This window comes from Thermoflexibacter ruber (assembly GCF_900113045.1).
GTDB lineage: Bacteria > Bacteroidota > Bacteroidia > Cytophagales > Thermoflexibacteraceae > Thermoflexibacter > Thermoflexibacter ruber.
This window is the reverse complement of record NZ_FONY01000012.1, coordinates 71,686-96,172: the sequence shown is the minus strand read 5'-3', so window position 1 is coordinate 96,172 and position 24,487 is coordinate 71,686. Positions and strand designations below refer to the sequence as shown.

Below are 24,487 nucleotides of genomic sequence, written 5' to 3'. Positions count from 1 at the left end.
TTGCTTTTTGACTTTTATTTGTGAATATAATCTAAGCTCACTAAATAAAATGAAAAAACTATACTTATTTCTACTGCTTGCCTTCCAAGCAATACAGATTTTTGCCCAAACTAACCATCACAAGCACATTGTTATCATTGGTATAGACGGACTTGGTGCTAAGGGAGTAAAAGAAGCCCATACCCCCGTTTTAGATTCTTTGATGAAAGTAGGCGCCTATTCGCTCCAAGCTCAATCTGTTATCCCTACTGTCAGTTCGCCTAATTGGGCTTCTATTCTTATGGGAGCAACTCCAGAGGAACATGAAATCACCTCTAACGCATGGAAAAGGAAAGATATTGAGGAAAAAACCTATTGCGGAGGTAAAAAAGGAGAAACTTTCCCTACTATTTTCAAAGTCATTCGCCAGCAATATGCTGAGGCAGATTTGGCGTGTTTTCATGATTGGGACGATTTTGGGAGGCTGGTAGAGCAAGGGATTCCTACTATGATAGCAGATACCAAAGGCGAAGACAAAACTTTGATAGAAGCCCAAAGGTATATCTTAGCCAACAAGCCTCTTCTCACCTTTATTCACTTAGACCATGTCGACCATGCAGGGCATGAGTTTTCTTGGGAATCAAAAGAATATATCAAAGCAGTAGAAAAAGCTGACAGCATGATAGGACGGGTTATCCAAAGTTTAAGACAAGCACAAATCATCGAGAACGCTGTGCTAATCATTGTATCAGACCACGGAGGCAAGGGCAAAGGGCATGGCAAACTTTCCATAGAGGAACTTACCATTCCTTTTGTCATCGCTGGGAAAGGTATCAAGAAAAACACAGAAATCACCCAAAAAGTAAGCAATGCAGACATAGCCCCTACTGTTGCTCACTTGCTTGATTGCAAAATTCCTGCATGTTGGACGGGAAAAGCAATAAGGGAAGCCGTAGAGTGAAAGGAGAATGGCATTTGCCAATGACAAGAAAAAATTTTCGTAAAATTATTATGCACGCATAACATTTTTTTATATCTTTGTTCAATAATAGTATGCACGCATAACATTTTATCCGTTTAAACCACATAATCAATATATTTCTATGGTAGCAGAAGCAGTAAGGGAAGCCCTCAAAGGTGGAGAGTTTCTCATCAAAGAAACAGAAGCACAAGATATTTTTATTCCAGAAGAGTTTACCGAAGAGCAAAGAGCTATGGCAGAAGCCTGCAAGCAGTTCATAGACAAAGAAGTAACACCTCACGTGCAACGCATGGATAGCATGGAGGAAGGCTTCATGCGAAGCGTAATGCAAAAAGCAGGAGAATTAGGTTTGTTAGGAGTGTCTATTCCAGAAGAATATGGCGGGCTGGGTATGAGCTTTAATACTTCTATGTTGATTGCGGATATTGTGGGAGAGGGTGGCTCGTTCTCTACAGCTTATGGAGCGCATACAGGCATCGGTACTTTGCCAATTTTGTATTATGGAACAGAAGAACAAAAGCAAAAATACCTTCCTAAATTAGCCACAGGCGAGTGGATTGGTTGCTACTGCTTGACCGAACCTGACGCTGGCTCAGATGCCAACTCAGGAAAGACCAAAGCCAAACTCAATGCAGAAGGGACTCATTACCTCATCAATGGACAAAAAATGTGGATTTCTAATGCAGGTTTTGCCGACTTGTTTATTGTTTTTGCTAAAATAGATGATGACAAAAACCTTTCTGCTTTTATTGTAGAAAAGACTTTCGGCGGAATCACGCTTGGAGATGAGGAAAAGAAATTAGGGATTAAAGGTTCTTCTACTCGTCAGGTATTTTTCAATGATTGCAAAGTACCCGTAGAAAATATGCTCTCCACTCGTGGCAATGGCTTTAAAATCGCTGTGAATATACTCAATATTGGACGTATCAAACTGGGAGCGGGGGTAATAGGAGGGTGCAAAGAAATCATTAACTTAGCTACCACCTACGCCAAAGAAAGAAAGCAATTTGGGGTGTCTATCAGCACTTTTGGCGCAATCAAACACAAATTAGCAGCAATGGCAATAAAAGTATATGCCACAGAGTCTGCCTCTTATCGTGCAGGGCAAAACATTGAGGACAAGATTAATGCCTTGATAGAGGAAGGAATGCCCGACTCCGAAGCCAAGCTAAAAGCTTTAGAACAGTTTGCTATAGAGTGTGCTATCATGAAAGTACATGGTTCTGAGATACTTGACTACATAGTAGATGAAGGCGTGCAAATCTATGGTGGTATGGGATTCTCCGAAGAGGCTCCTATGGCAAGAGCGTATAGAGATGCCAGAATTTCAAGGATTTACGAAGGTACAAATGAAATCAATCGCATGCTTTTGGTGGGAATGATAGTGAAGCGTGCTATGAAAGGAGAACTGGATTTGATGCAACCTGCTATGGCTGTAGCCAAAGAACTGACCTCTGTACCTAACATGAACCCTGTAGATAACTCTGTCTTATTTGCAGAGGAAAAAGAAGTTATCAAAAATATGAAAAAAGCTATCCTCATGGTGGCGGGAGATGCCCTGCAAACTTTGGGTACAGAGTTTGAAAGCGAACAGGAAATCATGATGAACTTAGCTGACATGCTCATAGAAACCTACGTAGCCGAATCTACCATTTTGCGTACAGAAAAACTCATAGGCATACGCGGCGAGGCGGCTTGTGAAGCCCAAATCAACATGGCAAAAGTATATTTGACCGAGGCAGTAAGCAAATTGGAATTTGCTGGGAAAGAGGCTATTAATGCTTATGCCAAAGGAGATAAAATGAAAGTATTGCTTATGGGCTTGAAGCGATATACAAAAATCAATCCTTTCAATACAAAAAATGCGCGTAGAATGGTGGCTGATACAATAATTGCAGAAGGCAAATACCCATTCTAAGCAATTTACATGCTCAAAACTTTCTATCCAAAAAACCTAAGGAGGTCGCGATTCCTTAGGTTTTTTTGTTATTCTCTTCTTTCTTTAAAACCTGCTCACGTACCCAAAATGTACTTTGGCTTGATTGACGGCAAACTGCTGAAATTGTGAAACGCCCATAGCATAGGCAAAGTTAAAAACTCCTCCCTTAGTAGCAAAACTGATGCCTGCCCCTACTCCCAAAGGAGCATCTTGAAAAGATTGGGTGGGGATTTGGTAAGACAAATAAGCATAATCCAAAAAGGCAAAAAGATAGGAGGTTTCCTCAAAATAAAGGCGTGCCTCCGCAGTATTGACCAGATAATGAGAAGCATAAAAGGCGTTTTGATTGAAGCCACGAATAGAATTCAATCCGCCTAAGCGATACAGCTCATTCATAAAGAGTTGATTGTTTAGTATTGCTCCCCCTACCGTTTTCAGCATCAGGCTTGTATTTTTACCCGTATAAAAAAACTTTTGCATAGAAAGAGATAGCGTCCACTGGGTACTGTTTAGGTCAATATTTCTGAAAATTGTATCTACAGCAGGATTGCTTCCTAAGCGGGGACTTATTTTTTTATTTCCCGTACCCACTTGCCCTTTGATGTACCAACCTTTTTGCGGCTTGAGAAAATCATTCAAGGTATTCAACTCATAGCTAATCCCATAGCTAAGCAAGTTGGTATTGGCAAAGCGGATAAATCGCTGACTTTCCTGCCCTACTGCTGCCTGATTGGTAGAGCCATCAGTTACCGAAGTAGTTTGGTAATCAGTAAAAAAACTTACTTTTTGCTGAGGAGTGAGTTGGTAAGAGAACTGTATATTTCTCCGAATATTTAGAAAACTTGTGTCTTCTTTGAGCAAGTTGAGCTTAGCATTGATGTCAAAGTTCATTTTCAAGAATTGTGGGTGTTCATACTCAAAATTAAAAAGCTGGGAAGCAGAGCGCAACCTCTGCCACTCTAAGTGTAGTTTTTTCCCTGTGCTAAACAAATTTGCCAAGTTGAGATTTACCTGCCCTGTAACAAGCACGCGATTTTTTTGCTCTTGGTTGGGAAGTACGCCTACAATTCCGTCAAACTGGCTACTTTTTATTTTATCTAAAGTAATGAGAATGAATGCTCTATCATATTCAAAAACAACTTCCAAAGGCTTTTTGAGTTTCAAATACGGCAGTGCTTTGAGTAGTCGTTCTGCTTCTTTGACTTTTTGCTGACTAAAAGGCTCGTTTTGTTTGATTTTCAAATAATTCCTCAAAAAATCTCCTTTGACTTTCCCTTCTCCTTCTATCAGCAAGGTATCAAAACGGATATACGTTCCTTTTTCACAATCAATATTAGCAAAGATTTGATTGTCAATCAGTCGGATAGAGTCCAATTTGACTTGGGCAAAAGGGTAGCCGTGATTTTCCCAATAGGTTAGGATTTTTTCTTGTAAACTAATAAAATACTGAAAATCTATGTTTTGATTATGTAAAAAATCTTTTCTCAGCCCTGCTTTCTCTATAACAAAGTCTTCTATATTTCCCTTTTGTAAATGGATTATTGCATATTTCTTACCTATGGAAAGTAAAGCATGGGCTTGCCTTTCTACAAAAAAGACAGTATCAAAGGAGGCGGTAAGGTAAGATTGCTTGTACAGCTCTGCAATGAGTAGGTTTAGTGTCTTATAGACAGATAAAGAATCTTGAAAGGTCGTATTATAACTCAGTTTGGAAAGGATAGCCTGCTCAGGGGTATGAATTTTTAAGGTATATCGCTGAGCATAGGAGCAGTTGGCAATGAAAAGTACTACTATGCAAGACCAAAGAAAATTAGACAAGCGCGATTTTATCATGGTATGAAATATCCCGCAATAGTCAATACATTGTTCATTCATAGACATAGCAAGGTTTTCTCCTAAAATATTTATCTTACTGGCACTATATCCACTGCGACATCAAAAGCCCTCTAAGTAGTGAGGGCTTCTTTTGAGCGAATATGTACTTTATGCTTCTACCATTGCTCTTTCTCTGTACTTGACCTCTACCTGATGAATCTCGATGAGAGGCTTCAGAAACTCCTCTAAATCATATACACAAAGCTGGCTTGCCGCATCGCACAAGGCTCTTGCAGGCTCAGGGTGAGTTTCTATAAAAATACCATCTACTCCAGAGGCTACTCCCGCGCGGGAAAGTACCGGGAGAAATTCTCTCGCTCCCCCTTTTTTGTCTGCACTTGGGATACCATATTTGCGAATAGAGTGGGTAATATCAAAAACTACTGGGAAACCAGTCCGATTGAGGTGATAGAAACTTCTTGGGTCGACTATCAGGTCGTTATAGCCAAAGGTGTAGCCTCTTTCTGTCAAAATAATCTGGTCGTTGCCACTATCTACGCATTTCTGAGCAGGTTTTGCCATGTTCTCTGGCGCGAGGAACTGCCCATGTTTGATATTGATAACCTTGCCAGACTTTGCCGCTGCTACGATGAGGGTAGTTTGCATACAGAGATAAGCAGGAATCTGAATGACATCAAGCACCTCTGCGGCTTCGCTTACCTGCTCGGGATAGTGAATGTCTGATAACACAGGGAAACCGAACTCTCTTTTAATGCGAGCCAGCATTTCCAGTCCTTTGGTCAATCCCGGTCCCATGTAAAAATCCACAGAACTACGGTTATCCTTCATAAAAGAGGATTTATAAATGATTTTGATATTCATGCGCTCGGAAACTTCTTTGAGTTTTTCGGCTGTATCCATCATCGTTTTCTCATCTTCAATGACACAAGGTCCTGAAATCAAAAACAATTCATCAGCACCACAAGCTATATCTCCCACTTTTACTATTTTCTTTTCCATAATTTTAACTTTGCATTTTAAAAAATTGGACAAAGATAAACTTTTTAAATGAGTAATTTTGAAAATCAAAAAGAGATTAGTCGTTAAATAAGTTTCTTTGCGCATTTTAGAATCAAAAATAAAAACATCATTTATGGAAAATCCAGTCATTATTTTTGGGGCAGGTGGCTTAGGTAAGGTAGCCTTAGAAATCTTTAAAAGGAATCAAGTAGAAGTGTATTGCTTTTTAGATGACAACAAGCAACTACACGGCACAGAAATAGACAATATCCAAGTCATGGGCAGTACAGACGAAGAGCAATTCCTAAAAATTTTGGGGAAAAATTGTGAGGCTTTCATTGCCACTGATGACAATAGATTGAAAAAAAGTTTGGTAAAAACCCTAACTAATGAGTATAAAGTCATGCCTGTCAATGCCATACATGATACATCTTATATTTCAGCTACCGCTCAGTTAGGACATGGAAATTTGATTGCGGCAGGTGTGTTTGTGAATGTAGATACCAAATTAGGAAATCATTGCATTCTTAATTGTAAAGCAGTAGTAGAATATGAAGCTCAAATTAATGACTTCGTACAAGTTGGGGCGGGGTCTATCATAGGAGCAGGCGCAGTAGTTGGCGAGGGAACTTTCATAGGGGCGGGAGTAACGATAATAGCTGGCATTACCATTGGGAAAAATGCACGCATAGGAGCTGGTTCTTTGGTCATGCAAAATGTAGCTGAAGGCGAAACTGTTTTTGGCGTACCTGCTAAAAAAATGTAAGATTTTAGAAATATTAAAATTAATCCTATGGAAAAACATTTCATTGCCTATCTCCAAGACGTACTCATTAGTATTCACGAAAATATCCACGAAGCAAGGGAACGGAAAAACTTTGCGGATAAGGCAGAATTGGACTATATAGAAGGCAAACTGATGGCTTACAACGAAGTATTGGCTATCTTGCGCACCAGTGCCAAAGAATTTAATATCCCAAGAGAAGAAATAGGTCTATAAAATTATCTCTTTCAAAAAAGTGCTTTCCGAAAAACTAATCCTTAATTTTGCGACCTGATTCAATAGCCACCGCAAAGGTTTTGGTTGGCTAAATATAAGTACAAACCAAACAAACAAATGAAAAAGTATTTTATCATCGACTTTGACAGCACTTTCACCAAAGTAGAAGCCTTAGACCTGTTAGCAGAGATTTCTTTGGCAGAGCGTGATGACAAGTGGGAAATCATCGAGGAAATCAAAAATATTACTGACAGGGGCATGGCAGGGCAGGTTTCCATGCGCGAATCTTTGGTAGAACGCCTTACGCTACTCCAAGCTCACAAAAAACATCTTCAGATACTTGTTAGCAGACTTAAAGAATTAGTGTCTGACTCGGTCAAACGTAACCGCATCTTTTTTGAAAATTATGCGAATGATGTGCTGATAGTTTCCAGTGGCTTCAAGGAATTCATTATTCCTGTAGTTACTGAGTATGACATAAAGCCAGAAAACGTCTATGCCAATGAGTTTGTATTTGATGCGAATGATAAAATCATTGGTTTTGATTCTTCTAACCCCCTCTCGGAAAATGGAGGCAAAGTAAAGCTACTCAAAAATCTGAATCTGCAAGGCGAAGTCTATGTGATAGGTGATGGCTATACGGATTATGAAATTCGCCAAGCGGGATTGGCAAATAGTTTTTATGCTTTTACTGAAAATGTAGAAAGAGATGTAGTCGTAGAAAAAGCCGACCATATAGCTCCAAGTTTAGATGAGTTCTTGTATGTGCATAAGCTACCTATGGCAATTTCTTATCCTAAAAGTAGAATCAATGTACTGATTTTAGAAAATATAGAAGCATCTGCCCAGCAAATTTTCAAAGAAGAAGGCTACAATGTAGAAATTATTAACTCTGCCTTAGATGAAAACGAATTGGCAGAGAAAATTAAAAATGTTTCTGTGCTTTGTATTCGTTCTAAAACTACTGTAACAAGAAAAATATTGGAAAATGCAAATAAACTTATTTGCGTAGGCACATTTACGATAGGAACAAATCAAATAGATTTACAGGCTTGTGCAGAAAAAGGGGTGGCTGTATTCAACGCACCTTATAGCAATACGCGTAGTGTCGTGGAGTTAGCTATAGGCGAAATGATAATGCTTATGCGAAATATCCCTGATAAAAATGCAGGAATGCACGCAGGCAAATGGGAGAAATCAGCTGCTAATAGCAATGAAGTTCGTGGCAAAAACTTAGGCATCATCGGTTACGGAAATATTGGCTCTCAACTTTCTGTCTTGGCAGAAGCATTGGGTATGAAGGTTTATTACTATGATACCGCAGAAAAATTAGCCATTGGTAATGCAACTAAGTGCCGTTCTTTGAGAGAGTTATACGAAGTGTCTGACATTATTTCTGTGCATATAGATGGTAGAAAAAGCAACAAACATTTCATAGACGAGGACGACTTTGAGCAGATGAAAGACGGCGTAATTTTTATGAACTTAGCCAGAGGCGAGGTAGTAGAAATAAATGCCTTAGTAAAATACATAAAAAATGGGAAAATCAGAGGTGCAGCAATAGACGTATTCCCTTCTGAGCCAAAGAATAACAAAGAACCCTTTGTGTCAGAACTGCAAGGGCTTAAAAATGTAATACTTACTCCTCACATTGGCGGAAGCACCCAAGAGGCACAGTACAACATCGCCAACTTCGTTCCTGCCAAAATCATAGAATACATCAATACGGGCAGTTCTTTGCTAAGTGTAAATTTCCCTAATATTCAACTGCCTCAGTTAGAAAATGCTCATCGCCTCATGCACGTTCACGAAAACGTGTCGGGTATTTTGGCACAAATTAACAGCATTTTGGCTAAGCATAATATCAACATCGTTGGACAGTACCTCAAAACCAATGAAACTATTGGTTATGTAATTACTGACATCAATAAAGAATATAACAAAGAGGTCATTAAGGATTTGAAAAACATAGCCCATACTATTAAGTTTAGGGTGCTGTACTAAACAACGAGTTAGAAACAAATTTTTAACTGATGAGCAATAAATTCCTGAATAGCTACTCGATATTTCAACTTCTTTTGAAGTACCGTAACTACTTATTTTTTGCTTTTTTGCTCATCCGAGCAACAGAATTTTTACTTGATATAGCCTTGGGCGATGGCGATGGCAGTATCCAGTCTTTTTATCCTTATATGTTGCTGACGGCTACCAAGTTTTCACTTGTCATGGGATTTATTGCTTTGTCCATAGTAAAACTATCAGAAGTTGATTTTCAAAACCGTACTCAGCAAATTTTTGAAAAATTAAAGAAAGCAAGCAGTGCTTATTCCTTTTTCCTAATTGCAATAGTTTACGTAAGTTTTTCTGTTTACTACCAACAAGGTGGCTTCTTGGACAATGAAGTAGAATATGGTGCTTCGGAAAATAGCACCATAGGCTTTTTAAGGCATTATTTATCATCGGATATGCCTTTTTTACAAAAGATTTTTGATGTTAGAGTTACGGACAACAGTGCTTTTCAATCTCGTGAACTTAGCTTTGTTTTTGACTACATAGATGCCCAGTTTATAGACAGGTGTATTGGATTAGGCATACCTCACTTTTATTCACTTTCTCATTATATTTTTACCTTGCTGATAGGTTGGTGGCTTTATAGTTTTTGTACTAAGCATCTGAATTTCAATGCTTTTATTAGTTTGCTATTCGTAATTATTCTTTGGACTGCCCCTTGTATATTTTTCTCTGCTACTTTCTATCGCTCTGCTAAGATTAGTACTTCCTTTTTCTTGGTGTGGTATTTTATATTGCTTTACAAAGTTTTAGCTGGTTCGGATAAATTAAATAATCTATATTCCGACTTAAAAAGCCAGATTCCTAAAATATATTTGGGAATTACTTTGCTTGGTTTGGCGGTTGTCTTTACAGATAGGCAAGGATTCTTTTTTATGCTCATTGTACTTTTGTTCTTAGCTTTTAAGTGGTTATCTGCACCAAGCAAAAATACAGCTATGTTGTTTTTTTCTTGCCTGTTTGCTGTTGCCTTCAATACCTTTTATAATTATTACTTAGGTGGGAAAATCATTTTTGCATTGCACGGCTACTACCCCGATTTTACTTATCAAAAAATTCCTTGGTCAATGCTTACAGACTGGTGGCACTACCAAGATGCTGTCTTTTTTGAAGAAGCTATAGATATTTTACTCCAAGAATGGCGACTTTTGCTGGGGAACGTACCTACTTTTATGGTTTTTACTTTTGGTATTTGGCTAATCTTTACATTTGCTAAGTATGTTCCTTGGACATTTGAAAATCCCTTAGCTCATCAGGCAATCAGCGTAAAAGGAATAGTAGGTGCATTGGTTTTTCTATTTTTGATATTCATCATCTTACTCAATATGCTGATGCGAATGCGACACCCCGCTATTTATCAAGAAGGTTATTTCCGATATTACTACCCTATTCCTGTAACAGTAATTTTATTTATTCTAACTCTTTTATTTATACAAATTATTCAAAATCATCGCTTAGTTAAAAGTTCTAAGCTTGCTATACTTGTACTTTTAATAGCTATGAGCAATATTTTTTCTTTACCTTCGCACTATGCAGTATTGAGAAGTGATACAGCCCCAAGAGCTATGAGAATCAAAAATACACCTGTTTTTTTAGAGGCTTTGAGGAACTCAAACAACCCTGATTATACTATATCGGATTCTTTGGCAAGCAAACCTATTTTCCAATTTTTAAAAAATAGACATACAGATAGCAGAAAGTAAACCAAAAATTTGCATACAAAAATAGGATATGTAATTTGCTTTCCTAAATTTGTATTTAGGCTATTGTTAAAAATTATATAAAACATTCTTAACCAAACTATTATAGTAAATATGACGCAGACCTCCAACCAAAAACATCCAAGTGCCTTGTACCTGCTCTTTTTTACAGAAATGTGGGAAAGATTTAGTTATTACGGCATGAGAGCCTTACTTATTTTATTTCTTACCTCAGAAATGAGCAAAGGCGGCTTTGCTTTCTCCACCGAAAAATCAGGGCAAATCTATGGCTTATACACAGGTTTTTCTTATTTGACTACACTTTTGGGGGGGTACATAGCCGATAGGTACTTAGGTTTCAGAAAATCGGTCATTATTGGAGGTATTCTCATGGCAATCGCCCAAGCCTCTTTAAGTTTTGGTTCTTTCGGAAGTTCCGTGCCTATTTTTTATTTTGGTTTGGTGCTTTTAGTAACGGGGAATGGAATGTTCAAACCCAATATTTCCTCTATGGTGGGGCAGCTATACGAAGATGGTAGCCCTTTGAAAGACTCTGCTTATACGATTTTCTACATGGGCATTAATATTGGAGCATTTTTAGGGTCTATTATTTGCGGATACTTGGGGGAAAATGTAGGTTGGCATTATGGATTTGGTGCAGCAGGCGTAGGTATGGTATTAGGCGTACTGATACTGAATACTTGGCAGAAAATGCTCGGACCTATTGGCTTGCCTCCTCAGAAAACTTCTAAAGCAAAAGAAGCTGAGGCTGTACCCCAACAGCCTTTATCACTTGTAGAAAAACAAAGGCTGATAGTGGTGCTTGTGCTTTCCTTTTTTTCTATTATATTTTGGTTAGCTTTTGAGCAAGCGGGTTCTTCTATGAATCTTTTTGCCTCTCGTTATACAGATAGAGATTTGGGCTTTTTTGAAGTTCCAGCTACTTGGTTCCAATCAGTTAATGCCTTCTTTATCTTTACTTTAGCTCCTTTATTTTCTATTTTATGGATAAAATTGGAGCGAGTAGGTAAAAATCCTAATGGAGCCTTAAAATTTGCCATAGGGCTATTTTTATTGGGTTTAGGCTTTGTTGCCTTAGTGATAGGGGCTGGTTCTATTCCACAAGGAGCGACTTCTGGCTCGGTAAGTATGCTTTGGCTTGTCTTGGCTTATTTGCTGCATACTATGGGTGAGTTATGTTTATCTCCTGTAGGGCTTTCTTTTGTCAATAAGCTCTCTCCTAAACATTTGGCAGGGCTAATGTTTGGTGTCTGGTTCTTAGCAACAGGTTTAGGCAACTACTTAGGAGGGGCTATTTCGGGCTTCATTGATAGATTTGCCCAAGAGCAATCTCTTTCCAATTTCTTTTTGCTTTTTGTAAGTGTTTCTATCGTTTCTTCTCTTATTTTATTCTTGCTCTCTCCTTTGCTGAGGAAGTGGATGCACGGGGTAAAGTAAAATTTATGCTGAATAACAAAGAAAAAGCGTGCAATTTGGAAGGCAGTAGCCAATAAATGCACGCTTTTTTAGTTTACTGATTCTTCTTGAAGTCTATTCTTTTACTATATTTTAATCCCAACCACTAAAATATCATCTATCTGCCTACCACTATTCGCTCTCATCCAATTGACAAGATTTTGTTCCAAAATTTTTTTCTGCTCGTGTAAAGGAAGTTGATGAATTTCATACAGTAATTCTCTCATTCTAATTTTAGAGAATCTTCGCCCTTCTTTGCCTCCAAATTGGTCGGTGTAGCCATCTGTAAATAAATAAAACATGGTTTTATTTTGAGGTTGCCCATTGAGGCTGGGTAGATAAATAGTGTGGTTTTCAAAGTTTTTGTATTGATGTTTATTGTCCAAAATACCCCCAATGGAAGTTCTTTCTCCTTTGATTTCCGTAAACTGTTGATTTTGAAAGTATATCAGAGGACTTTTTGCTCCTGCATATACCATAGTATGTGCGTTAAAATCTATTGCCACAATGCCCATGTGCATACCATCGCGATTTTGCGTATGCTGCTGATTGAGTAACCTTCTTACTCCCTTGTTCATCTCATACAAAATCAAATCAGGTTGGTGAATTTCGCGGTCATGAACGATTTGATTAAGTAACGAATCCCCAATCATACTCATAAAAGCACCGGGTACTCCATGCCCCGTACAGTCAGCCACTACGACGATGAGTTTATTCTCTCCATAATCTGTTTTTTGGGCAAACCAATAAAAATCTCCAGATACAATGTCCCTCGGTTGGAAAAATATAAAAGATTCTACCAAATTTTGCTGTACATTGGCTACTTTAGAAAGGATAGCAGATTGAATACGTTTGGCATAAGTAATGCTGGCGGTAATTTCTTTATTTTTATGTTCTATCTCGTTTTTTTGCTTTTCAATGACTTGTACTGTCTGTTGGAGGTTGTTGGTGCGTTCTTCTACCAATGATTCTAAGTTTTCATTGTATTTTTTCAACTCTTCTGAAAGTTTCTCTACCTGTACGAAAGCATTGGAAAAACGCATAGAAAGCAAGGCAGCTTGGGAAAAGAAAAAAATAAAAAAACCCCAAGGAATCAAGTATGTAGTATTGATAATCAAGGAAGAATACAAAATATCATTAATAACCGTAAATATGAGGAATAAAATACCTGAGATAAACAGTCTTGCACCTTCTCGCCGATAAATCAATGCTTTAAACAATCCATAGGAAGCAAAAATAATCGCAATAAAGCCCACACCATAATAAGGTAAAAGCAAGTAAGTAAAAAAATTAGCCATAGTAAAAAGTGCAATAATAGAAAATAGAATAGCCACAAAGTAGAAAAAACGCGTAACTATGCGTGGAATATCTTGGGGAAAAACAGCCTGCAAAAAGGAATATAAAAAGGGAGGAATCAGAAAGAAAGAAATATATTCAAACCTATACTTCCAATCCCAAGAGATAAAAGGCATGAGATTGACGATGTAATTTTCGCTGGTAGAAAGCACTCTTACAGGTACGATAAGGCAAAGCAAAGCAAAAAATAATACTGAATTTTCTTTTTTGCGAATCAGAAATAAAAACAAATGATACAGAAACATCAACCATAAACTCCCACTTAAAAACAAAGCAATAGATAGATTTTTATCCCTGATTTGAAGTACTTGCTCAGGCGTGCCTAATTGCATACTGTACCAAAGCCCCCCTTTGCGGTGGTAAAAATTAGAGATATGAATAACAATATTAAGTGTATCATCGTGTGGCTCGAAATGCCCAATAGCAGTTCCCGGATTAGGAAACATCTGTTCCGCACTTTTGCCTATCCTTCCTAAGCTAATGACTTCTTTGGTATTCACCAATACTTTGAAAGCCGAAGACTGGTCTAAGGTTTTGATACTGAGCATAGAAGGCAAGTTAGTAGGAAGTAAGACTTTCAAATAGTAGGTGGCGTACCCATGTCCATTTATTTTTTGTTCTTGCCAAGAACCTATCTCCTCCCAACTTGCCGAGGGGACTTTCAAATATACAGGAGAAGAAAGGCTATCTAACTGAGCGGCAGATAAAAAATCATGGTAAAAAAATTGCCATTCTCCGTCTAAGTCCACTGCCCCATTTTGGCTAAAATCCCATGCACGCAAATCTAATATTCCTTTTTCCGCTTTGGGCTGTGCCAAAGTCCAACTATAAAAAAATAAGACACAGCAAGCAATTATGTTTAAAACTTTTAGCATGGAAAGCAAAGCAAATTTGTTTGTGAATAGCTGCCAAATATAATATAGCATCAAAAGGGGAAATCGAGTCAAATACTACAAATATAAAAACTTGTATTTTCTTTATTGTTGATTTAGCCAAGAAATTTAGTCCCTGATAATTAGTTTCATGATTCCATACACCCCTACCGAAACAATAGAAATAATACTTATCCAAAAAGCAATGGTGTAAGCAGCTCCAGAAGGAATAACTTGCTGCCTTTTGTACTTTAAATGGTAGGCAACAAAAATCACTAAAAATAACAGGACTGAGCCTGCTACTCCCCCAGCCAATACCATCAGGACAGGAAGATTGATAAATAGATAGGCAAGTAGCCAAATTGCTGGAAGCAAGCACGCCAGCAGGTTACTTATGCGCTTCCGCTTGCTCATGTCCCAAAAATCAATCCATGCAAAGTGTCCAAATAAGTCTGTCAAAAGTCGAATCCAAAAGGCAAGCGTTGCGTAAAGGCTTGAGAATAGCACAAAAAATGCTCCTATCAAATACACATTTTTAAAACCAACGCCCAGCGATTGGGTATATATAAGTGCCAATGTTTCAATTACTTCATTGCCTAAAGGAACTACCTCTTGCTTGTACAAAATTGCTGCACCCAATAGATAAAAAGCTACTGTTACAGTAGTATAAATCAGCATAGAAAGCACTGCATCAAAATACATTACTTGCATCCAACCCTTAGCACGTTTTTTCCATTCAGGAGTATCTTGAAAAGCTCCTGTATAAGAGGCATACCCCTTTTCTATACACCAATACGTATAGGAAATAATCTCATCGCTTGCTACCCCTGTAATGCCAAATGCCCCAATAGCAAACAGCATCAAGTCCCCTGAAATTTGAAAAGCCAATCCACTGCTAATCTCGTCCCAACCAAACTGATACGGCGTATATCTCAATGAAAATAAAGAGGTAAGGGTAAGCAGGGTAAACAAGGCTATCATGCCCGCAGAGAGCAATTCTACTCTGCGATAATTCCCTTTATAAATGAGTAAGGAACTCATCAAAGCAACTATTACAGCACTAATCTTGAGAGGAATATTATTGAAAAGCATATTGAAAACTACTGCCGTCGCACCTAAGATTCCTCCAATTTGAGCAATTTTGGGCAGTAAAATCAAGAAAACAACCCACAAAGACCACTTTGCCTTTCCTATAGAAAAACCTGACAACTTATTAAAAGCAGACATCGCTGACTCTCCCGTGAGGATAGTATGTTTGCCAAATTCTAACTGTACGGTTACTTTCAATAAACAACTCAAAACTATAACCCATAAAGCTGTAAAACCTGCCTTTGCTCCCAATACGGTAGTAGCTATGAGTTCTCCCGAGCCAACAATAGAAGCAGAAAGGATAAAACTCGGACCTAAAAATTTCAATTTTCCCCACCAAGAAGCAGGAGGTTCTTTAATAGCACCTGTTGTGATTTGATATGGGTCTTGCATAGTTTTAAAAAGATATTGGTGAGAGCGTCAAAGCTAAGATTTTACTCAACAAAAAACAAAATACAGATTTGCTTAAATGGAAAGCATATTTTTATAAATTAGCAGGAAAAATGAACTAAAAAATCATGACACCTGAACAAGCACAAAACGAAATCGCTGAACTCACCCAAAAAATCAATTATTACAACGAAAAATACTACCAAGAGCATATTTCAGAAATCTCTGATTATGAGTTTGATATGCTCTTGAATAAGCTCATAGATTTAGAAAAGCAATTTCCCCAATTTACCCAGCCTGATTCTCCTACCCAGCGAGTAGGCGGCGGTATTACCAAAGAGTTCTTAACAGTAACACATAAACGCCCAATGCTTTCGCTTTCAAATACTTATAATGAACAGGATTTGAGAGATTTTGATGAAAGAATAAAAAAAACCTTAGGAGATGCGCCTTATGAATACATCTGCGAACTCAAATTTGATGGAGTCGCCATGAGCTTGCACTATGAAAATTATTTACTTACTACCGCAGTTACCAGAGGCGATGGTGAACAGGGAGATGATGTTACCACTAATATTAAAACGATTAAAACAGTTCCTTTAAAGGTTCATAGTCAAAAACTTCCCCCCAATTTTGAAGTGCGAGGCGAGGTAGTAATGCCTCATGAAAGTTTTGACCGAATCAATGACGAGATTGCCAAAGAAAACGAACAAAGAGAAAAAGAGGGAAAAAAGCCGCTTGCTTTTTTGGCAAATCCAAGAAATGCTACCTCTGGTACGATAAAAATGCAAGACTCCTCCGTAGTAGCAAAGCGCAATTTGATGTTTTATGGTTATGATTTTTTAGCAGATAATCAGGCTTTTATAACACATGAGGAATCTTTGAAAGCCCTTAAAGAAGCCAAGTTTAATATTTCTACTGACTACGTAAAATGCAAAAATATAGATGAAGTCATCGACTTCGTCAACCGTTGGGAAACCAAACGCTACGACTTGCCTATGGATACTGACGGTATCGTAGTAAAAATCAATGACTATTCTCAGAGAGAAACACTCGGTTTTACCGCTAAAAGCCCTCGCTGGGCTATTGCCTATAAATACAAAGCAGAAGTTGCTTCAACTATTTTGGAGTCCGTTGTTTATCAAGTAGGAAGAACGGGGGCAGTAACGCCTGTGGCAAACTTGAAACCTGTGAAATTAGCAGGAACTACGGTAAAACGCGCTACTTTGCACAATGCTAATGAGATAGCTCGTTTGGACTTACATCAGGGCGATACAGTTTTTGTACAAAAAGCAGGAGAAATTATCCCACAAATTACAGGGGTAGATATGAGCAAAAGACCACAAGGCGTTGCACCTATCCATTTTATAGAAAACTGCCCAGAGTGCAATACTCAACTTATTCGCAAAGAGGGCGAAGTGGCTTTTATCTGCCCCAATGAAAAAGGCTGTCCCCCACAAATCAAAGGAAAAATGGAGCATTTTATCAGCAGAAAGGCGATGAACATAGATAGCTTGGGTGAGAAAACAATAGAAACTTTTTTCCAAGCAGGCATGATAAAAACCGTAGCCGATTTGTACAAAATCAAGAAAGAGGACATTTTAACTTTAGAAGGTTTTAAGGAAACTTCTGCAAATAATATTTTAGCAGGCATAGAAACTTCTAAGCAAAAACCTTTTAAAAATGTACTTTTTGGTTTGGGGATTCGCTTTATTGGGGAAACAGTAGCTGAAAAATTGGCTAACTTCTTTAAATCCATAGAAAATTTGCAGAAAGCAAGTTTGGAAGAACTCACTACTGCCCCTGAAATTGGTGAGAAAATAGCCCAAAGCCTAATTGAATATTTCAAAGATGAGGATAACCTTAGGCTCATAGAAGAACTGAAAAAGGCAGGGCTGCAATTTACTATGCAAGAGGAAGATAAACCTCAGCTATCCAATAAATTAGAGGGAAAGACTTTTCTGGTATCTGGTGTATTTGCCAACTTTGAAAGAGATGAAATCAAAAATGTGATAGAGGCACACGGCGGCAGGGTGCTTTCTGGCGTTTCTGGCAAACTGAACTACTTAATTGCAGGGGAAAATGCAGGAGGTAGCAAGTTGGAAAAAGCAGAAAAGTTAGGTGTGCAGGTGATTTCTGAAAGTCAGTTCTTGGAAATGATAAAGTAATCTTTACTATACTCTCCACCCACTTTTCTCTAACTCCTCATTTATATTGAAGCGATAGTTTTCTAAAATGAGCAAGTCCTTGTTCCAATCGATAATTTGCCAATTTTGTGAGGGTTTGGCTACAAAAACTTGTTTGGTTTTAGAGAAAAACCAAAGCACTTTTTTGACTCCAAAGTCGAGCAAAGCCTTTGTTTTCATGCAATAATAATCCAATTCCGAAATACCAAAATCGCTTGTATCGCCTTGTATATCAATTTCTATAACAGAAAGTGGAGGAATTTTAAAATACTCGCCTTGCGCTTGATACTTTTGCAGAGTGGACTTGTCGGAAATTACAATGTCGGAAAAAACGTTACTTTTTTTGTCCAAATGTAATCCTGTTTCATTTCCAACAGTAAAAAACCTACTCTCATCTATATTTTTAATCAGAAAATTCATGATGACCCCATGAATAATTGCTTGTATATCGCTTTGTCCCATAATTTCATCAAAACTTTTAAGCCCTTACATTACCTCCTTGAAGCCTCTGTAATACAAAGGCTTACCTGCATACTCCTCATAAATCAAGGATTTAGGAATATCTTTTTTAGAAAAGCGAGTTTTGATTTTTCTATGCCTTTTTTCTATAACTATGGTCATGCTACTTGGCGTTTATTGAACTTTATGCAAGATAGAAAACTTTATACAAATGTCTGCTGTTTTACAACAATACTTGTTCTATTTTACTATTTTTGCCTGCTTTATTTGTGAAAATGAGGTAGTAAGCAAAAATGCAAAGAAACCAATTGACAATGAAAAAAATATTTCTTATAAGTTTAATCTTTGTTTTTCAGATACTTATACACTCTTCTGTTTGGGCGCAACTACTTCGCCCTATCCAATGGGAATCTAAAACCTCTACTAATGAGGCAAAAGTAGGTGAAACCGTAGAACTGATTTTTACTGCAAAAATAGATGAGGGCTGGTATCTCTACTCTAATGACTTTGACCCTAATTTAGGTCCTATGCTTACCTCTTTTGAGTTTACACCCAACGACACATACAGCTTAGTAGGCAAAAAACCCACTCCTGTAGGTGCAAAAAAGAAGTTTGATGCAGAAATCTGGAACGGAGAATATACCTATTTCACTAAAACCGCTGAGTTTCGCCAAAAAATTAAGGTTTTAAAGGAAAATCCAAAAATTCATGCTACTGCCAACTATCAGGTCTGCTCTGACGAAAGTGGAAAGTGTATCCCTTTGGAAGATGACTTTAATTTTGACGGAATCAAAGTTATTGGGGGAGTGGCTGAGGAGAAAAAATTAGACGAAAAAAGTAAAAACCAAGCGAATAGTAACCAATCTCAAGACCTTATAAAAGAAGAAACTAAACCCTTAGAAACTACCAATCCTAACATCGTCCAAGTAAAAACAGACTCTGCAAAAAGCAATGAGGAACAACCAACAACCAATAACCAACAACTAACAACTAACAGCCAACAAACAATCCTAACCAATAAGCCGCCAACAGGAAACTTATTAGCTTTCATGTTAGCGGCATTTCTGAGTGGGCTGGCGGCATTAATTACGCCTTGCGTATTTCCTATGATTCCTATGACGGTTTCCTTTTTCACCAAAAAAGAAAAATCAAGGGCAGCAGGCATTGCTAAAGCACTCTTTTTTGGGGCTTCTATTGTAGGGATTTATGTATTGATTGGGGTACTTTTTGCCTCGATTTTTGGAGCAGACTCCGCTAACTTATTAGCAACGCATTGGCTTCCAAATATTTTCTTTTTTATTGTTTTCATTCTTTTTGCACTTTCCTTCTTTGGAATGTTTGAAATTACGCTGCCAAGTAGCCTCAGCACGAGTTTAGATGCCAAAGCAGAAAAAGGAGGGTACTTAGGAGCATTTTTCATGGCACTTACCTTAGCCGTAGTTTCTTTCTCTTGTACGGGACCTATCGTAGGAACAGTATTGGTCGAAGCAGCAGGCGGACAGTTCATAAAACCTGTTTTAGGAATGCTGGCTTTTTCCTCTGCTTTTGCCATTCCTTTTACCTTTTTTGCCATTTTCCCTTCTTGGTTGCAAAGCCTCCCCAAGTCAGGCGGTTGGCTCAACTCGGTGAAAGTGGTCTTAGGTTTTATAGAATTAGCCTTAGCTTTTAAGTTCTTAAGTGTGGCAGACCAAGTTTACCACTGGGGAATTTTAGACCGCCACGTGTATATTGCAATTTGGACGGCGATTTCTTTTACTATGGGACTATATTTCTTAGGAAAAATTCAATTACCCCACGACAGCCCAATCAGTAAGTTGAGCGTGCCAAGGTTATTGTTGGCAATCGCTACTTTTGCTTTTACAGTTTACTTATTTACTGGAATGTTTGGCGCGCCTTTGAAAGCCTTAGCGGGCTATTTGCCACCACAAAGTACACTTGATTTTGATTTAACTGCTATGAAATTAGCCTCCCCTACTAATGTTTCTACTAAACAAGTAAAATATGGAGATAGGCTCAAATTGCCTCATGGCTTACAAGGGTATTTTGACCTCAAAGAGGGTTTGCAAGCGGCAAAACAAGCAGGGAAACCACTTTTTATAGACTTTACAGGTCATGGTTGTGTAAATTGTAGGGAAATGGAAGCCAATGTCTGGTCTGCACCCGAAGTATTAAAACGCTTACAAGAAGATTATATCGTCGTGGCTCTTTATACCGATGACCCATTAGAACTCCCCGAGAGCGAATGGGTAACAGCCAAAAATGGGAAAGTCAAAAAAACTATGGGCAAAATTAACCTAAACTACCAAGAAGAAAGATTTGGAGTAAACTCTCAACCTTTTTATTTGCTTTTAGACCACAACCAAGACTTACTTACTCCGCCCAAAGATTATGACTTGAATGTAGGGAATTTTGTCGCTTTCTTAGATGCAGGTTTGGCAGAGTTTAAGAAAAGAAAGCTATGATTGGGATAGAAAAGTTCCGCATCAGGGCAAACGAAGTAGATTTTAGGCATAGGCTTACTGTTCCCGCTTTGGTCAATTTTTTACAGGAAACTGCTATGCACAATATAGGAGAAATTGGCTTGCCTATACACATACTTCACGAAAAAAACTTAGGCTGGGTACTTTCTCGCCTTCATCTGCTTGTATCTCGATACCCCAAATCAATGGAAGAAATCAAGGTACAAACCTGTGCCTATGCTTTCGAGAAATACCAAGCATATAGGGATTTTAGGATTTATGATGAACAAAATGACTTAATTGCCACTTCCGCAAGCAGTTGGTTAGTATTTGATTTAGCAAAAAGACAACTCATCGCTATTCCTGATTTTGTCAAAGATAGTGTAAGTATTTGCAAAGAAGAAACTCCTCTTTTTATGCCTAAATCCAAATTACCTCCTTTGCAACATATTGATTACCAATTTTATCATCAAGTTCGTTGGCATGATTTAGATACAAACAATCATGTAAATAATACTTTCTATTTCCAATGGACATTGGAAAGTCTGCCCGTAGAAATATTAAATCATTTTTTTGTGGAGGAGTGGGACATGATTTTTAAAAATGAGTGCTTTTTTGGAGAAAAAATCATTGCTCAAGCCCATCTTTTAGAAAAACTTACAAGCGAACAAGGAGAAAAACTGACTTTCCTCCTGCGAATCATCAAAGAAGCAGATAGCAAGGAAGTCATACAAGCAAAGGTAAAACTAAAATCTATTGACTCTTTCATAACCTAAATCGTGGGAAGCATTTGTAAAATATAGCCTTCATAGATAGCCACATGAAGAAAATAGGATACTAATGAGTCAAATGCATAAAATAACAGATAACTCAAGAGCTTTAATATAAGATTTTTGCAAACTATTTTTTATTAAGTATCTTTACTCGCACATTAACAAACCTAATTATAAAAAAATCAAAATACCATGAATACACTACATTCAAGATACAATTTCAAATTACTCAATAGGCTATTTACTACAATCTTAGTTGTAATTATTTCTTTACCTGTTTTAGGACAAGGGGAGGGTACAATTTCACTTGGACTGAGAGGGGGCTTGAATACGAGTAACTTTGCAGGAAATATAGGGGGAGCCGCAGGAGAAAATCGCTTCAAAGCAGGTATCAATTTTGGAGCATTCGGTATTTACAGCATACAAGAGAACTGGGGTATTACCGCCGAGGTGAACTATTCTCCCAAAGGGACAGTAACCTCCCAGTTTGCCAGAAGTAATATTAAACTCAACTACTTGGATATTCCTGTTTATGTAAACTATTTCTTTGGGCAAGGTGGAGACAAACTTCGCACTAAGGTTTTCTTAGGTCCTTATGTTGATTTCTTGATGACTGCAAAGCAAAACCTTGGAGGCATAGAAGTAGATGTCAAAGATAGATACAATAACCTCGATTTAGGGCTTTTATTAGGCGCAGGATTACATTATAAAATCAGTGAATCAGGCGGGAATTGGCTTATATTAGATGTACGCTATGGCATAGGCTTTTCTGATATTGCTAAACCGGGTTTAGGAACAAGTAACATTACCAATCGTGCTTTAAGTTTTAATTTAGGAATTAGCTTTCCGATAAATGATTGATTATAAGAGTGTTTTATTAAAAATACTCTGCTTGCATAATATTTTTTAGTAAAAACTTTCTATTCCCAATTTTGCTTTCTAACTTCGCAGGACTAAAAAATGTTTGAGATTACTTTCTCAAACAAATGCTATAAACAGGCACTTAACCATAAAAAAATCAATTACAAGCATGAAAATATTAGTTTGTATAAGCCATGTCCCCGATACCAATGCTAAAATTCCTTTCAAAGATGGAAAACCAGATTTAGCAGGGTTGAGTTTTGTGATTGCACCCTACGATGACTTTGCATTGGCAAGAGCAGTGGAACTGCGAGATGAAACCAAAGGAAAACTAACTGTGCTTTGTGTAGGAAAAGCAGATACCGAGCCTACCATACGCAAGGCTTTGGCGATAGGAGCTGATGATGCTATACGCATAGATGCCGAGCCAATAGATGCTTTTTTTGTTGCCGCTCAAATTGCAGAAGTGGCAAAGCAAAATCAATATGATATGATTCTCATGGGTAGAGAATCGAGTGATTACAATGGAGGGCAAGTACATGGTATGGTAGCGGCAATGCTGGGTTTGCCTTGCGTTGTCCCTTGTATGAAGTTGGTTTTAAATGGAAATGTTGCTACCATGCACAGAGAAATAGAAGGAGGCAAGGAGGTGGTCGAGTTAGCTACTCCTTTCGTTGCTGGTTGCCAAGAACCTATTGCAGAGTGGAAAATCCCTAATATGAGAGGCATCATGACCGCTAAAACTAAACCTCTACAAGTAATTCCCGCAGTAGCAGTAACTACAACTACACAAGTAGCAAACTATGAAGTACCTGCCCCACGCAGTAGTTGTAAAATGATAGATGCAAATAATGTAGAGCAGTTAGTGGATTTATTGAAAAATGAGGCAAAGGTAATTTAAGAGTTATAAATTATGAGTTATGAGTTATTTTTTGGTTATGATGAAAGTAACTCAAAGCCTAAAAAAAAAATTAGTGCAAATTCGTGAAATTAGTGGCATAGACTACAAAAAAATTTAGTATTCGTGAAATTAGTGGCTATTCAACAACCTTAAACAAAGTAGAAAATGAATGTTTTAGTATATATAGAATCAGAAAACGGTTTACCTAAAAAGTCCTCTTTGGAAGCAGTGGCTTACGGTGCGGCAATAGGTAGCCAAGTAACAGCAGTAGCAACCAACGACACAGCTGCCGCAGATTTGGGGAAATATGGTGCTGATAAAATATTGCAATTCAATACCACAGCCAAATTAGAGGCAAATCAGATTGCCGAGGTGGTAACACAAGCGGCAGAAGCACAGAACGCAGAAGTGATTATTTTTGCTAAGTCTATCCTCAACGATTTAGCTGCTCCTATGTTAGGGATAAAACTGGGTGCTTCCGTAGCATCTAATGTAACTGCTTTACCAGAATTGAGCAAGGGTTTTGTTGTAAAAAGAGGAGTATTCTCAGGTAAAGCCTATGCGGAGTTAGCTCTAAACAATACTAAAAAAGTATTGACCATTAAAAAAAATGCGGTGGCTTTGATAGAAAAAAATAAAACTGCCACTGTGGAAAGTTTTAATCCAACCATTTCTCCTTCTACTGTTCAAATCAAAGAAACTACACAAAAAACAGGCGATATTTTACTTACTGATGCAGACATAGTAGTTTCTGGAGGCAGAGGATTGAAAGGTCCCGAGAACTGGGGCATAGTAGAGGAATTAGCTAAAACACTACACGCCGCTACGGGTTGCTCTAAGCCCGTTTCTGATATGGACTGGCGACCTCACCACGAACACGTAGGGCAGACAGGCATCAAAGTAAGTCCTAACCTATACATTGCCATAGGAATTTCTGGTGCTATTCAGCACTTGGCAGGCGTAAGTTCCTCAAAAACTATCGTCGTCATTAATAAAGATGCAGAAGCTCCATTCTTCAAGGCAGCAGATTACGGAATAGTAGGAGATGCCTTTGAGGTAGTACCCAAACTGACGGAAGCACTCAAAAAAGCTATATAAGAAAGCCTACGCCTATAAAGTTTTATTCTTTATAGGCGTAGGCTTTTTGGTAAACTTTATTC

The 24,487-nt window shown here is 37.9% G+C and carries 19 protein-coding genes; 13 read left to right on the top strand and 6 right to left on the bottom strand.

Going from position 1 to position 24,487, the window contains the following annotated elements:
* Window positions 1-49: 49 nt before the first annotated feature.
* Both BM141_RS08350 and BM141_RS08345 read left to right on the top strand, forming a co-directional pair.
* A complete protein-coding gene (locus BM141_RS08350; protein ID WP_091543798.1) occupies window positions 50-940 on the top strand; it encodes an alkaline phosphatase family protein in 891 nt (296 codons plus the stop codon).
* Between the two features lie 142 nt (window positions 941-1,082).
* Complete coding sequence (locus BM141_RS08345; protein ID WP_091543796.1) at window positions 1,083-2,879, top strand: acyl-CoA dehydrogenase family protein; 1,797 nt, start codon at window positions 1,083-1,085, stop codon at window positions 2,877-2,879.
* A gap of 84 nt (window positions 2,880-2,963) precedes the next feature.
* Here BM141_RS08345 and BM141_RS08340 read toward each other — a convergent pair whose 3' ends face one another.
* Together BM141_RS08340 and kdsA are read right to left on the bottom strand one after the other, a co-directional pair.
* A complete protein-coding gene (locus BM141_RS08340; RefSeq protein WP_177217307.1) occupies window positions 2,964-4,775 on the bottom strand; it encodes a BamA/TamA family outer membrane protein in 1,812 nt (603 codons plus the stop codon).
* Between the two features lie 108 nt (window positions 4,776-4,883).
* On the bottom strand, window positions 4,884-5,735 hold the full coding sequence (gene kdsA, locus BM141_RS08335) for a 3-deoxy-8-phosphooctulonate synthase (protein ID WP_091543898.1): 852 nt from the start codon (window positions 5,733-5,735) through the stop codon (window positions 4,884-4,886).
* A gap of 133 nt (window positions 5,736-5,868) precedes the next feature.
* Here kdsA and BM141_RS08330 point away from each other — a divergent pair, with 133 nt between their 5' ends.
* From BM141_RS08330 to BM141_RS08310, 5 genes are all read left to right on the top strand, one after another.
* Window positions 5,869-6,501, top strand: coding sequence for an acetyltransferase (locus tag BM141_RS08330; protein ID WP_091543790.1), 633 nt, complete (start codon window positions 5,869-5,871; stop codon window positions 6,499-6,501).
* 27 nt (window positions 6,502-6,528) lie between these two features.
* Window positions 6,529-6,735, top strand: a complete 207-nt coding sequence (locus BM141_RS08325; protein ID WP_091543787.1) for a hypothetical protein — start codon at window positions 6,529-6,531, stop codon at window positions 6,733-6,735.
* Window positions 6,736-6,852: 117 nt separating this feature from the next.
* Window positions 6,853-8,739 (top strand): phosphoglycerate dehydrogenase, encoded by a 1,887-nt coding sequence (gene serA, locus BM141_RS08320; protein ID WP_091543782.1) that lies wholly within the window; start codon window positions 6,853-6,855, stop codon window positions 8,737-8,739.
* Between the two features lie 29 nt (window positions 8,740-8,768).
* Window positions 8,769-10,508, top strand: a complete 1,740-nt coding sequence (locus BM141_RS08315) for a hypothetical protein (protein ID WP_091543779.1) — start codon at window positions 8,769-8,771, stop codon at window positions 10,506-10,508.
* A 111-nt stretch (window positions 10,509-10,619) separates the two neighbouring features.
* Entirely contained in the window at window positions 10,620-11,963 is a 1,344-nt protein-coding gene (locus BM141_RS08310; protein ID WP_091543776.1) for a peptide MFS transporter, read from the top strand.
* A gap of 104 nt (window positions 11,964-12,067) precedes the next feature.
* Here BM141_RS08310 and BM141_RS08305 read toward each other — a convergent pair whose 3' ends face one another.
* On the bottom strand, window positions 12,068-14,212 hold the full coding sequence (locus tag BM141_RS08305; RefSeq protein WP_177217305.1) for a PP2C family protein-serine/threonine phosphatase: 2,145 nt from the start codon (window positions 14,210-14,212) through the stop codon (window positions 12,068-12,070).
* 126 nt (window positions 14,213-14,338) lie between these two features.
* The gene (locus BM141_RS08300; protein WP_091543769.1) at window positions 14,339-15,691 is read right to left on the bottom strand and encodes an Nramp family divalent metal transporter; all 1,353 of its coding nucleotides are present in this window, start codon (window positions 15,689-15,691) and stop codon (window positions 14,339-14,341) included.
* A gap of 125 nt (window positions 15,692-15,816) precedes the next feature.
* On the opposite strand from BM141_RS08300, the gene ligA reads away from it, so the two are divergent.
* A complete protein-coding gene (gene ligA / locus BM141_RS08295; RefSeq protein WP_091543767.1) occupies window positions 15,817-17,856 on the top strand; it encodes an NAD-dependent DNA ligase LigA in 2,040 nt (679 codons plus the stop codon).
* Window positions 17,857-17,862: 6 nt separating this feature from the next.
* Here the strand turns inward: ligA and BM141_RS08290 are convergent, their stop codons facing one another.
* Together BM141_RS08290 and BM141_RS23645 are read right to left on the bottom strand one after the other, a co-directional pair.
* Entirely contained in the window at window positions 17,863-18,336 is a 474-nt protein-coding gene (locus tag BM141_RS08290) for a Uma2 family endonuclease (RefSeq protein WP_091543763.1), read from the bottom strand.
* A gap of 24 nt (window positions 18,337-18,360) precedes the next feature.
* The gene (locus tag BM141_RS23645; protein WP_262509452.1) at window positions 18,361-18,495 is read right to left on the bottom strand and encodes a hypothetical protein; all 135 of its coding nucleotides are present in this window, start codon (window positions 18,493-18,495) and stop codon (window positions 18,361-18,363) included.
* A 152-nt stretch (window positions 18,496-18,647) separates the two neighbouring features.
* Between BM141_RS23645 and BM141_RS08285 the strand changes: the two genes are divergently transcribed.
* The 5 genes from BM141_RS08285 (at window position 18,648) to BM141_RS08265 (ending at window position 24,425) form a co-directional block, all read left to right on the top strand.
* Window positions 18,648-20,795 carry a protein-disulfide reductase DsbD family protein gene (locus tag BM141_RS08285; protein WP_091543894.1) on the top strand — a complete coding sequence of 716 codons (2,148 nt, stop codon included), beginning with the start codon at window positions 18,648-18,650 and terminating at the stop codon, window positions 20,793-20,795.
* Window positions 20,792-21,568, top strand: coding sequence for an acyl-[acyl-carrier-protein] thioesterase (locus BM141_RS08280; RefSeq protein ID WP_091543760.1), 777 nt, complete (start codon window positions 20,792-20,794; stop codon window positions 21,566-21,568). The genes BM141_RS08285 and BM141_RS08280 overlap by 4 nt, the downstream gene beginning before the upstream one ends.
* 189 nt (window positions 21,569-21,757) lie before the next feature.
* Entirely contained in the window at window positions 21,758-22,426 is a 669-nt protein-coding gene (locus BM141_RS08275; RefSeq protein WP_091543757.1) for a porin family protein, read from the top strand.
* A gap of 169 nt (window positions 22,427-22,595) precedes the next feature.
* Window positions 22,596-23,327: an electron transfer flavoprotein subunit beta/FixA family protein gene (locus BM141_RS08270; protein ID WP_091543890.1), complete on the top strand. Its 732-nt coding sequence runs from the start codon at window positions 22,596-22,598 to the stop codon at window positions 23,325-23,327.
* Window positions 23,328-23,492: 165 nt separating this feature from the next.
* Window positions 23,493-24,425, top strand: a complete 933-nt coding sequence (locus BM141_RS08265; RefSeq protein ID WP_091543755.1) for an electron transfer flavoprotein subunit alpha/FixB family protein — start codon at window positions 23,493-23,495, stop codon at window positions 24,423-24,425.
* Window positions 24,426-24,487: the final 62 nt, after the last annotated feature.

Coding starts and splice junctions, on each gene's coding strand:
- kdsA (WP_091543898.1), bottom strand. CDS start 5,735: ATGGAAAAGAAAATAGTAAAAGTGGGAGATATAGCTTGTGGTGCTGAT.
- BM141_RS08315 (WP_091543779.1), top strand. CDS start 8,769: ATGAGCAATAAATTCCTGAATAGCTACTCGATATTTCAACTTCTTTTG.
- BM141_RS23645 (WP_262509452.1), bottom strand. CDS start 18,495: ATGACCATAGTTATAGAAAAAAGGCATAGAAAAATCAAAACTCGCTTT.
- BM141_RS08345 (WP_091543796.1), top strand. CDS start 1,083: ATGGTAGCAGAAGCAGTAAGGGAAGCCCTCAAAGGTGGAGAGTTTCTC.
- BM141_RS08305 (WP_177217305.1), bottom strand. CDS start 14,212: ATGCTAAAAGTTTTAAACATAATTGCTTGCTGTGTCTTATTTTTTTAT.
- BM141_RS08310 (WP_091543776.1), top strand. CDS start 10,620: ATGACGCAGACCTCCAACCAAAAACATCCAAGTGCCTTGTACCTGCTC.
- BM141_RS08280 (WP_091543760.1), top strand. CDS start 20,792: ATGATTGGGATAGAAAAGTTCCGCATCAGGGCAAACGAAGTAGATTTT.
- BM141_RS08270 (WP_091543890.1), top strand. CDS start 22,596: ATGAAAATATTAGTTTGTATAAGCCATGTCCCCGATACCAATGCTAAA.
- ligA (WP_091543767.1), top strand. CDS start 15,817: ATGACACCTGAACAAGCACAAAACGAAATCGCTGAACTCACCCAAAAA.
- BM141_RS08275 (WP_091543757.1), top strand. CDS start 21,758: ATGAATACACTACATTCAAGATACAATTTCAAATTACTCAATAGGCTA.
- BM141_RS08340 (WP_177217307.1), bottom strand. CDS start 4,775: ATGAATGAACAATGTATTGACTATTGCGGGATATTTCATACCATGATA.
- BM141_RS08350 (WP_091543798.1), top strand. CDS start 50: ATGAAAAAACTATACTTATTTCTACTGCTTGCCTTCCAAGCAATACAG.
- serA (WP_091543782.1), top strand. CDS start 6,853: ATGAAAAAGTATTTTATCATCGACTTTGACAGCACTTTCACCAAAGTA.
- BM141_RS08290 (WP_091543763.1), bottom strand. CDS start 18,336: ATGGGACAAAGCGATATACAAGCAATTATTCATGGGGTCATCATGAAT.
- BM141_RS08325 (WP_091543787.1), top strand. CDS start 6,529: ATGGAAAAACATTTCATTGCCTATCTCCAAGACGTACTCATTAGTATT.
- BM141_RS08285 (WP_091543894.1), top strand. CDS start 18,648: ATGAAAAAAATATTTCTTATAAGTTTAATCTTTGTTTTTCAGATACTT.
- BM141_RS08300 (WP_091543769.1), bottom strand. CDS start 15,691: ATGCAAGACCCATATCAAATCACAACAGGTGCTATTAAAGAACCTCCT.
- BM141_RS08265 (WP_091543755.1), top strand. CDS start 23,493: ATGAATGTTTTAGTATATATAGAATCAGAAAACGGTTTACCTAAAAAG.
- BM141_RS08330 (WP_091543790.1), top strand. CDS start 5,869: ATGGAAAATCCAGTCATTATTTTTGGGGCAGGTGGCTTAGGTAAGGTA.